This is a genomic window from Pseudomonas sp. ADAK2 (genome assembly GCF_012935755.1).
GTDB lineage: Bacteria > Pseudomonadota > Gammaproteobacteria > Pseudomonadales > Pseudomonadaceae > Aquipseudomonas.
The window spans coordinates 1971415-1983295 of sequence record NZ_CP052862.1; the positions used below are offsets into that span (position 1 = coordinate 1971415).

An 11881-nucleotide genomic window follows, 5' to 3' on the forward strand; every position below is an offset into this window, starting at 1 on the left:
TAGCCTCTCACGATCAACGCTAAACCCTAGTATCAGTTGACCATTAAAGGTGGCAATAAGAGATGTTGTAGCGACGTTGCAGAGGCTTCACCTAGCTAGGGCTGAACGCCAACGTCGGTGGCGCAGACACATACTGGAAAAAAAATCAGCCATCGTCAAGAGTCGCATCAACGCGTAGTTGCACTTACCTGCCTATAACCGCAAATCAACAAGCTCAGTGGTCAGCCTACGTATCTCGTCCGCCGCATGGGAATCTGGGGAGATATCCAACACAGAGTCAAAGTACGAAAACCCTTCCATGAACGGCTGATCATTGTTGTACTTGTCTATCACGATCTCGTGAGCGTTGGTCAAGTGGGTCATGAGACGAGTCAAGGGCAAAGACTTGATATCACTTAAAATTCGTTCTCTGAATGTGCTAGAGGCAAACCTCCTTGCCTCCAGCCCTTCTGCCAGTTCTGGCGGAATCTCCAAGCCTTCACAAAACTCCTCCAATTCGCGGCTTCTGCCACCTACATCATTTCGCGTGACCAACCCGAAGCACCTTGGTGTACGGCGCCCTCCTTTGCTTTTGAGCAATCGCATATTCAACCGCTGGGCGCTATCTACCGATTGAGGACAGCCGCTGTCGATGATGATCGCAACCAAGTCCGAATTTGTGCGAATCAGATCAACCTTAAGATTGAGGTCAAGCAGGACATATTCGTAATCTGCCTTGATGTCTTTAAACATTCTGGAGGATCCGATCCTCTCGACCATGGAACCCAATGTTCCACCCGTTTCGAACTCAAGTCCGCTACGATCCATAGAAGATCCATGATCCACGATGTGTCGCAATCGCTTGGCGAAACTTTCTTTTTCGGCCAAGCAAAAAAATACGTCTGCATAACCAAAGAAGTCGACGCCTGCCACCAATGATCCTGCTTTGGGGTGCGCACCATTTGAGACGCCATCCTCAAAGCAACAATCGTGGGTGATTACCGCTACGTTGCTTCCTCGTTCCACCAAACATGCAGCTACATCAACGGTGATGGGCGACTTACCGACCCCACCCTTGAGAGATGTAATGCTCAGTACGCGGGCCGTTCGCGCAATCCTCAGCAGCTGGGCGATGTTCGGGGGCATCGAAATCCCTGATCGATCATAAAAATTTCGTACCACGCTTTTGCGGGGTGAGCGCTGACCCTGCTCGTAAGATCTCCAGGTTCGTTCGCTCACGCCTGCGCAATTTGCGGCCCTGAATCTGGACATCGAATGCTCGATCCGGGAATTCATGAGCGCAGCGGCCAGTGGGGACATAGCAATTCTCCTTGTCTGTCGAAACAGCCTAAGGGTTTGCGAAACGAGAAAACAGATGGCACAGAGTGCCGAAATCGAACCAGCACACCCCAAACAACTCCTTCAGAACGCATCTTTATGCTCATGTCGATGTATCTTGGACAAATCAAAGTTAGTGCAGCCATGCCATGAGCATTCAAGTAAAGCTTCTTCACCTTCAAGTCATCCAAAATCTCCTCGCGCCATACCGCTACCTCTATTGCGTAGACCTTGAGGCAACCTGTGATGAGGATGGAGAGTGCGAATCTCCAAGGCCGCTAGTAGTCGTCCCCGATCAGATGGAAACGATTGAGATGGGCTTGGTGGTGATTGATTTGGAGTCACTTCAACCCTTGATAAAGCGAATCAACCAACGGATAAGGCACTGACGAAAGCGCACGACCAACAATCGCAGATCTTCAGGGTCACACGACTCCTAGGCTAGCCAAGCTGGCGTGGTACTGCTGCGTTGCGCTGGACGGTCATCTTGACCCCAGTACGAGGATTCCCCTCCAAGTGAATCATGTTCAAAAGATGCCTGTCCGTGATGCTCGAAAACTTCTGCGCCATGTGCCGGGCAAGCGCATCACTCGCAGTAGTCAGAATGAGGTTCATGGAAGGCATGGACGTGGCGACCAGGCGAAAGATATCCAGCATGGCCACTCGATTGAGGTCATCCAAATGCGCTATTGGCTCATCAAGGAAAAAGCTTCCCCCAGTGTTTCTGGCTCTGGCAAGGTAAAGCGACAATGCCAGATCCTGGCGCTGTCCCTGGCTTAGTTTCCCTTCTGCATCCAACGCAGGCTCATGCCCCTCCGCAAAGACAGTCCACTTCAGCGCATCTCCACCATCAGAGACGCCCAAGCCTTTATAGACCTCGTTGGCATGCATCCGAGAGAACAGCTCAGCAGCGGGGCTGAGCAGTGGTTTAAGGCTTGAAGCAGTGAAATCTTTCACATGCATGGCATAGTTTTCGATCGCGAGATCCGCTTTGGCGATGTAGCCTGAGCCGATTTCCAACTTGCGGGATAACGCAAGCCGCTCTTCCTGAAGCTGCTTGAGTTTCATCGAATCAGTATCAACGCTCACCACAGCCTCGCATTCGGCAAGCATGCTCCTATAGGTCGCAGCGTCTTCACCTCGCTGATTCACCTGTTGGCGCATCAACTCATATGACTCTGTCAAAACAGGTTGATCGCCAAACACCTCCTTCCATAGGGAATCGAAGCTCCCAGTGACTAGCTGCGCCGCCGCGATGCTGGTATTGATACCTGCAATCACCCCCGCCTTTGCTTGAATGGTCTCCGCAAGTGCCCGGACAACCGGAACAAGACGGGTTTTCGCGGGGTTGTACAGGTCAATCTGATCTTGAAAATGCTTTTTATAACTTATAAAACGTGCGATTGACGTCGATACCCGGCTGCCAGCTCCGCCTTCAGGGGTATTGTCGAAAAACGTCTCCACCTCAGCCAGCTTTTCAAAAACCAACCCCAACTGTATCGCTGAGGTGATCCGGTTGCTCAGGTGAGCAAGACCAACAGCGTTCAGCCCGGAAAAGTCCCGAACCTGCATAGTCTCCAGATATTTGGTTTTCGTAGCGAACGACTTCAGTTCCTGAACAACCGAGCTCAAGCGGGAGAGATGGCTGTCATAGGCCTGTTTCTGAGCGTTGTTTAGCGCTAGTTTTGCTGTGGCCTCCTGTTCTTTTTGGCGAGCCACTGTCAAATTGTTTGCGGCGATCTCTAGCGCTGGTGCAAGCAGTTGCTGCCCCGTGGAAATTTCTATCCGCAATTTTTCAGCTGTGCCCCAATCATGATTGCAGAGCGGACAATGCGCATCTTCATGAGAGTGGACGATTTCGCTTCCCATGGCTTTCAGCTTGCCTAAAACGTTTGAAAACGCATCAAAGTCAGCTTCTGCCCGGACGCGGGCATTACTTTCTTCATTAGCTAGGCGAACTGCGTCATTCAAATCAGTGGCAGGAGCTACTGTGTTGGCCATCAACTCCTGCTTCTGACGTTCCCACTCCAAAATTTTTGGTAAGTTTCTGGACAGCAAATCAAGGGCCGCCTGCCACTGCTCTTGTTGACTTGAAGGCCAGGTGAGCTCTACAAACTTGGTACGTAGGTCAACCTGAGTGATATCCCCTTCTCGAAAGAATTCCACGACGCCTGGGTTTGCAGTGATAGGTAGCCAGCGGTAAAGCGTCGCTAGGCTGTCGTCAGCCCATTTGATTGACCTTTCACTTTCTGAAACCTTCAACTGTGCCTCGGACAACTCCGATGACCGGATGACCTGATCATCACTGGCTTTTTTCTGCTCATCAGCCACGGTGGCAACCGACTGGCGAAGTGTTTCAATCTGGCTCATTGAGTTGAGATATTGCGACCATTGCTCTGAAAGGGTGCTCAGTGCATTCGCTTCTCTCTGGTGTTTCTGACTGAACATCGCGACACGAAGCTGCGCTGCCTTCAGGCGATCACCCAGGCTGCCTTCTGCTGATGGGGGTAAGGCTTTGAATATTGTCGCCAGATTGCCCAATGCTCTGTCTTTCACTGGAGAGCTTATCGCTAGCGCACGCTCCAGCGTCTCGATCTCATCGCGGAGCCGACTGATGCCGTCCACCAGGCCCTTGATGTTCGGTAATGCCTTTCTATATTCGCGCAAATCTCGCAGTGTGCTCGTGAGATGGCCAAAACCGAGGATGTCGGCGAAAATCTGTTGACGCTCGTCCGCTTTATTGTTGTCGATCAACAACGACAGGGAGTTGGAGTAGAGCCAGCGGCTATTGCGCAACCAACCGCGTTTCGCTTTGCGCAACGCGATGGTGCTTCTTCCGGAAATCGACGCTGGCGTGAGCATCTCAAGCAGGTATTCATCATTGATTTTTTTCTTTCTCGCACCCTCCTCGGTCATCCATAGCGAGGTGTTGTTTCGGGTCAGCAAGTGCGGCCTTCCGTCAATCAGGCATTTTGCGGAAACATTGGTCGTGCCTCTCCCCCACTGACACTCCAGTGGCGCGGTATTGAGGTCATCGACTTTTCCGGTGATCAACCATTCCAATGCGTAGCAGATGGTGCTTTTGCCAGTCCCATTGGCCGCATGAATGACGGTCAAGGGTGCGTCCAATGGCACCACCAACTCGTCAGGGATACCTCGAAAATTCTGGATGGTGACGGAAAGAAATTTAATTGGCAGGTTACTCATTGAGATTCCATTCTTTGCCATGGCGTTCGGCAAGCTCTTCGCTTCCCACCTCGGCCAGTAACTCTAAAAGCTGAATGTACCCGGTATCGTCCGAGTTGAAGACCGCAGGCTCCTCATGCTCGCCGAATCGCTCCAAGCCTAACGGCGTGATGCGCTCATAGCGCTCCCACCCATTCGCTCCCCACGTCACTACATGCTTTCTGACGAACCTGATATCCCTCTCAATATCGATCAGGAACGCCTTGAACTCGTCACTCACTTGGGTGGTGGCAAGTACAAGGTAGCCATCAATGACGAGGCCCGAACTCTCCCGCTGGACAATAGCGGCATCGAGGAAGGTCTCTGCGAGTTTGGCTTTTCTTAAGGCTTCAACACCTGTCTCAGTGGTGATATTTATCAGTAAGATGGAAGCAAAGGAAGACTCCCAATAGCCGAGCTGGTTCTCAAGCTCACCGTCGGGCCAGTTTGGATTATCAGTCGACAAATACTGCTGCGTAGTGGCCTCGTAAAAGCCCGCATCCAGAGCTCGACAGCCTATGATCTCCACCAGTTCATTGAGCATCTAGCTTCCCCTTTCGCTCAAAAATATCTTCCATGAATCGCTCCGGCGACGGTGCCATGGGGTCGTCATAAACCGACTCAATCTCGCTCAGACTGAACATGTAAACGTTTCTCGCAATGGCAGGTTCGGTGATTGACCCTCTAGGAGCGGGAGAACTGGTAGTGAAGTCATATCGACCGTGACTAGGTTTCCTGTCTCCGACGCTTCCGCGTCCCTGAGCAAAGACAATCAGGTTGGGATGCACAATGGGTTGCCGGGCCCAATCAAAAAGGTCTGCCTCCATTTGCCTCACGTGATAACTGTTGTTTGACCAGGCCATGATGCTGACCTCCCCATGCTCTGGGTTGTCATATCGAATATGGCCCTGCAACGCCGGTGTACACGACCACTGACTGCTGACCGGGACATTCAGATAGCTCAGTGCCTGGACAGTTCTCATAACGCATTCACCAGCAGAGGAAAGCCTCTCCAGCGGGAAATGCTCTCCTACTCTCACACCAAATCGGGTTCGATAGGTAAACCCTGAGTAGTCCGACAGGCCTGTGCCTTGCACAAGGGTATTGAGCAAATCCAGCTCGTTTCTCACAGCAGCCAAATAACCTGGGTACGGGGGATAACGGTCAAATAGCTCATGGAACTCAAGTGCGGCCGGTGCCATATCCGCTGTTACTCGATCATCCATCAGTCGGTGGGCCTGCACCGAAAGAAGGGTCAACTCTGCTGTCCAGTCAAGGATGAATGTTAAGGCGCCGCTGCTGCTTCGGCGCATGACACGACCAGGTGGATTCACTGTTGTCGGAGTCGGTCGAGTCATGAACTCGGCATCAATTGCCGGGAAAATGCCCGTAGCGCTGTACAGCTCAGCAGCGCACGCGTGGACGCAGTTACTATTAGCAATGGCCATTCCAATAGTGGACTGAGTACGTTGGCCAAAATGATCCGAAACTGATGTCAGTACCTTTTCAAGGCTGGTGACATTGAGAGAGGCCAAAACAAGGTTAGGCCGCTTAGACCTGTCCTCTTTTTGACTGGCCATAATCCGTCGCAATTGCGATTTTGGATTCGAAATAGGATTTGTAAAATCATTACCCAGGGTTGGCCAGAGAATAAGATCTTCAAACGCCAGCCGTAGAGAGACGTCTGCATGACCGTAGTTAGTCTCACCTGTCTCATTTTCAACCAGTACATAGCAGTTGAATATTTCCTGCGTGAGATCCTTGACCCAACACCACCCTGCTCGGTATCGCTGTAGCGGGGCGGGATCCCATTGTGGATCAATCCAGATCATCTCATCAGAGCTCTTCCAATCGAGGAGCTGACTGCCCGAGACGTCACCGCATCCCACAAACACAACTGCTTGGCTGTCGTATCCATCGACAAGCTGATTCAACTCCTGCCAATCGGCGGGGGTCGCTGCCGCTGCGCCTGCCGACAATAGCACCGGCAGCGACCCAAAATTGTTATAGAGCGTTCCAGCCTTGGGTTGAAGCATGCCTTTCATGAAAGGCAAGAGCTCTTGACCTTGCAGCAAGGCGAGGTTGAATCGATGATGGCGACCAAGCTTTAATTTTATGTATTCAGTGCGGATCTCAGAGATGAGCTCCGCTTCTTCGTCGCTTACTATCAAGTTGCACGACTGCAAAAAGCTTCTTAACTCGCCAACGATTTTTGCGGTGTCCGACTCAAGCCTGAAATAGGTCGACTTGATGTCAGGGTATGCACGCACCATCCGAGAGAGATCATCTTTTTTATGTAAGGCGGTATGCAGATTGTCGATCCTGGCCCATACCAAATCACACAGCTGTTCCTTCGTGAGGTTTTTCAGGGCTGCATGTTTTTTCAAGATTGCAGAGGCTTTACGCGCAGCAAAAGCTTTCTTCTCGAACTCTGCTCTCAAATCTTCGAAGCGTTGCCTGCCTTTCGCTTCCATGAACTCGAACAGCTTGCCGGCTGCTCGATCAGAAACTGCAACGTAATAGCGAAATGGCGCACCTGGTGCTGATGCAATGCCAGGCTTGATGGTCGCGTAGAGGAAGAATTTGCAGATCTCCTGGATGACCATGGCGAGGGATACGATCCCGTTATAGCGCTTGCACTGAATTACGCCGACTGGAGAGGAATCATTAAACAGGATGACATCGCGGCCTTGATCAGCCCCATCATTAAGACGGCGAGCCTTGTCGTACCAATCCTCCGAACCATCTGCCGCTCGAGAAGCGTAAAGGTCAGCCAAGAGCAATTCAAAGTGCGCATCACCCATTCGTTCGAACGGCAATTGCCCGCAGTCAAACGCAAAAAGATCTGGAGTTTCCTGGCCTGTTTGCCGCAGTGTACTGTCATCTTCATCACTGCAGAATTGGGCATTAATAGTCGTCAAAATCTTGCTCCTAGCATTGACTCGACTACAACGGAAATGAGGCCGAATAGCGCCACAGCAACGCCGACGATTTATCGTGAGCGGATAGTCTGCGGAAATTTCGGTTTTATCATTGGCGTAAAACTGATGGCTCATACGCAGAATGCACTGACGCCTGTTCCCCATCCGTCTTCCAACTTTACTGCCTCTACTGGCCAAGCACGTCCGCGACACTGCCAGCCCGATAGCAAAACGACATCATCTTAAAGCGCCATCTTCAAAGATGTCAGTAAGCATAGGCGTCATTCGAAGAGTGGAGCAGGATCTTTTCCTGATCGGCAATAATGAATGGCGAATGCAGTAAGGCTGGAGCGAAAGCGACCTCAATTAATCGTGCATTGGGTAGGTCTCAACGCTTCCTTAGCTTCGGAGATACGTAGCCCGGCGATTTTTCTTTTTTCGGCTTGTACTTGCAGACAGGGAAACCAGAGCAGGATTTGTAGTCCCCGTATGTACCGGTTCGCGGCAGGACAACACCATGCTTGCACACCGGGCAGCGCTCCTCCTTGATGGGCTCACCCTTGATGTCGGTTACCGCGACCACACCATCATCTACAAGCTCGGTAAGGAACGGCGAGTTTCTCGCCATGACAGTGAACATTGTCACTGAGCGGCAAGCACGAGTCAGAGCCACATAGAACAGACGACGCTCCTCTCCGTGCAGATAGGTGTCACCTTCTGGCATGACTAGACTAAACACTGGGTCGTCGCCCTTCAGGCTAGGGAAGCCGCGAACAACCATGCTGGGCAGGATCACGTACTCGGCTTGATCCCCTTTTGAGGTGTGAATTGTTTTGAACCTAATGTCGAGTCGGTCTCCATAGCGATGCTTCCACCCCTTGGGAACAAACTGCTCGTCGTTTTTGTATCGCCCTAGTACAAAGACAGACACCAGTCTATCTTTGGCTGGAGGGATATGACCGTTCGATAAGCCCCGGTATAGGTCATCTAAGTATTGCCGAACGCCGTCTGAAAGCTCATCCCTATTGCCTACCTGGAAAGCGCTGAAAACGGGCCCAATAGGCTCGGTTACGGAAATGACCGTCTTCTGCAGTTGAGCTGGGTTCTTGGCCACAAATTGGCTAGAGGCATCACATATTGCCTGAGGGCACCGATATGTTTTTTCCAGTCGGAAGATTTGCCCATGACCGTACCAGTCAACGAATCCAGTCATCACCGACACGTCGGCGCCCGCAAAGCGGTTAATCGATTGCCAGTCATCCCCTACAGCAAACAAATGGCTATGAGGAGCCTGAACCAGCGCACGGCAGAGTCGTGCACGAGCGCGGGAAGCATCCTGGTACTCATCCGCCATCACTAATCGATAAGGCGAAGGGTATCCATGCTCCAGGTGATTGGCTGCCAGGTTGATCATGTCCTCAAAATCGATTCCTCGACCTTTCTCCAGCGCCTCGTCCCACCCTTCGATGACTGGCACGGCAAACTCGAGGAACATCTTGTAGCGAAATTTGAATACGCTCAGCGGAAGCGCGTCATAACGCTCATACAGTCGCTCCGCTGTCAGGCTGTTGCTCTTGTAGTGGGAGATGAAAGATCGAAGCACTTTGAGCACATCAAGGTGCTCCAGGGGGATTAGGCCTGAGCTGGGGATCGGGCGGTCGGGGTTGGGATCTAGCACTACGCCTCGGGACGTCAGCTCGCGTGTGAGGTACGCAAAGATCTCACCGGTATTAATTTGATGCGAGGTGGACTCTATGAGCTTTGTTCCATAGGCTGTGTGAGTATCACGCTTCCATGCAGCATCGTCTGCATAGCCTTTGAAATGCTCAGGTGCCTGTCCATCGCCATCGAATGCAAAATGCTCGTGATAAAGGTTGAGTTGCGGGTAAAAGAAATCTGGTACGTACTGTCGCCTTTCTGCTGTTGCCGTATCGTGCTCATATGGCCTTTCGTACAGGTACTCGACACCGTTGTAGAAAAGCCAGTTAGCAATCAATCGTTCTTGCTGGCTCGCCACATGCTCGCCGTTCAGTGTGATCAGCCTTGCCTCACCATCCCGGTCAAACGCCTCAGCCACATCCCGGAGCACAGCACCTGAGTGATCCCGACCAAACACCAGCCTGAACATGTCCCACTTGGTACGAAACTCGTCCGACCGATCTTTCAAGCTGTCGACGATTTCCCCTAGCTTTTCGAGGCCGAGCTCTGTTTTGGTAGCCCACTTGGGCACGTTAGGCTTTTTGCCGGTGGCGCCACCGATGATTTCCAGCCCCAAGGAGTGGAACGTCATCGCGTTGATGGTGATGCCTGTCATCTCCAAGCGCTCTAGAGACTCAGCAGCCCTTTCCTTGAGCTCCTCGGCAGCATCCTTGTTGAAAGCGAGCATGATGATCTCAGAGGGAGCCACAAGGCCACGGTGAACGGCATAAATCGCTTTCGCCACCATGGTGGACGTCTTACCCGATCCGGCTGAGGCGATGAGTTGAACACGATTGTCAAAACAAACTGCAGCCTTGGCCTGTTCGTCATTAAGCTCACGCGTCTCAACCCTGTTCAGCAAATCTTCGCAGGCATCAAGTTCACGGGCCATGTGTGCTTCGTTGCGCGCTTTCCAGTGGTCGGGCCAATTCTGTGACCATTGGCGCAATCGAGCCACAACGCGCGGTTTGTTATCACCCATGGCAGCCTGGATGACGGGCGAGTCAAATAGAACTTTGAATTCGGCGGAGTTGATGCCCAACGCGTTTTTTTTCATTAGGAAATCATGCTGCATGTCGCGGGTGAACCAGCGGTGCTGCGCATCTGCTGAAGCCCCCGCCCGATCAACCTCTTTGAGCCAGCTCATGATCCTCGCGTAACTCGACCGGAACTGGTGCCTGCTTGATGCTGCATGTAGATGCTGATCGAGCTCCGTGCGAGTGAAATGTGAAAGCCCTACTAGATGCAGCTCTCGGCCACTCCATAGCTTCAGGTTCGTCCATAGCAGGCCACGTTGGTATTTCAGCCTGGCGAAGTCTTCCGGCGGGATCGTGAAGAGCTGATCGTCTAGCGAAACGACGAGCTGATCATTTTCAATCTTCAGAATCCATGACCCAGCTTTTCTAAATAGCCGGGCCCAAAAGGAGGGTTGCCATTCCATTGTAGTACCCGGAAAATTCAGCGATCGCGAGAGAAACTTTGGCGCTCGTCTGCCGACATCACGTGAATTTCCGTGTATTGCTTGCCGTCATCGTATTGGCCAAGGGTGTAGGTCATCCACACAGGCTGCGCCAGCATGCCCATGTTGGACTCCATGGATGCCTTGGCGAAGCATTTTTTGCGCCTCGACTCCTTGTTGGACGAAAGGGTCTCGACTTCGTGGATGCCAGAAACTTTGGCCCAGACGCTGCGACCTTGTCGATTGAGCATGTCAACGTAGCTATTGCGGGAGTTTTGAGCCTTGAGAGCTAGCGCCTCCTTGACCTGTGGGTCGGAGCAAGCTCGGCTGTCCGCCAGAGCAATGCTCGAGCACATCATGAACAGGAATGCGAAAGCAGCGACTTCAGTGAGGGGGTGTTTGAACATTGGAGCATTCCTTGATTCGGTATTCTGTGTTTTTACAAGTTGCATTGAGGTGGAGAGATGATAAGGCAAAACGCCACTTTTGATGTCGATGAATATATAAACTCAGCATTCCTAACCAGATGAGGAGATCAGGTGCCTCTTGCACCGGTCGTGATCGCAGTATCGCAATGCGTTGGCTATCACCAATCCCCTAAAGGTCATCAGGGGGCAGGCACAGCATCTTTGTCGACGATGCAGGAAAATGGTGAGCACATTGGGCGATGCCCTACCTAGCCCGATGGCTGAATTGCGCTACTTTTTACCTCCTGAGGAACGAGCCGCAAGGCGTAGCGATTATGGAAGGACTCCTACGTTGGAGCGTTCGATATAGAGCGAAGTGCTACTTAAAGTTGGACAGTAAATCGATGGTTGGTGCAGGACTAGCGCTGTGGGCTAGCATCGAAGCTAACCAACGAGCATCTCGGCAAAGGTTTCATCGACGAATGAGTCCAACCCGCTGCTTCCGCCAAGCGATCTTCATCCAGTCGAAGGTGAAGCTAGGCCATGGCACGCCTTTTTCGAAAAACAAACGTGCTTACCGGCTGCAAAGCGAAGACCTAGATTTCATCAAAGCGGGAAAAGCCTCAAAACACTTCACACATTGCCCGGGAAAGGACGATCAATACGGAGGAAATCTGGGTTAGGAGCATGCAGGTTGAGATCTATCCAAAGGATTTTTAAAGATAGTGGTGCCGACTGGTTAACCTACTTGAAGCTGCAACCTGAAACGCAGTGTTCGTCAGGAAACGGAGCAGGAGTGATTGAGACTATTACAGGGAGCGCTATCAAGCATGCTAAAGTCATCGCTTGGCTAT

General features: G+C 51.9%; 6 protein-coding genes. All 6 read right to left on the reverse strand.

Annotation, left to right across the window (positions count from 1 at the left end; genetic code table 11):
- Positions 1 to 192 precede the first annotated feature (192 nt).
- Complete coding sequence (locus HKK52_RS09080) at positions 193 to 1299, reverse strand: AAA family ATPase (protein WP_169370537.1); 1107 nt, start codon at positions 1297 to 1299, stop codon at positions 193 to 195.
- 459 nt (positions 1300 to 1758) lie between these two features.
- The gene (locus HKK52_RS09085; RefSeq protein ID WP_169370538.1) at positions 1759 to 4524 is read right to left on the reverse strand and encodes an AAA family ATPase; all 2766 of its coding nucleotides are present in this window, start codon (positions 4522 to 4524) and stop codon (positions 1759 to 1761) included.
- On the reverse strand, positions 4517 to 5086 hold the full coding sequence (locus HKK52_RS09090; RefSeq protein WP_169370539.1) for a hypothetical protein: 570 nt from the start codon (positions 5084 to 5086) through the stop codon (positions 4517 to 4519). Before HKK52_RS09090 ends, HKK52_RS09085 begins: the two co-directional genes overlap by 8 nt.
- Positions 5076 to 7463 carry an ABC-three component system protein gene (locus HKK52_RS09095; protein ID WP_169370540.1) on the reverse strand — a complete coding sequence of 796 codons (2388 nt, stop codon included), beginning with the start codon at positions 7461 to 7463 and terminating at the stop codon, positions 5076 to 5078. Before HKK52_RS09095 ends, HKK52_RS09090 begins: the two co-directional genes overlap by 11 nt.
- Positions 7464 to 7851: 388 nt before the next feature.
- Positions 7852 to 10602 (reverse strand): UvrD-helicase domain-containing protein, encoded by a 2751-nt coding sequence (locus HKK52_RS09100; protein ID WP_169370541.1) that lies wholly within the window; start codon positions 10600 to 10602, stop codon positions 7852 to 7854.
- A gap of 17 nt (positions 10603 to 10619) precedes the next feature.
- A complete protein-coding gene (locus HKK52_RS09105) occupies positions 10620 to 11027 on the reverse strand; it encodes a hypothetical protein (RefSeq protein ID WP_169370542.1) in 408 nt (135 codons plus the stop codon).
- Positions 11028 to 11881 lie beyond the last annotated feature (854 nt).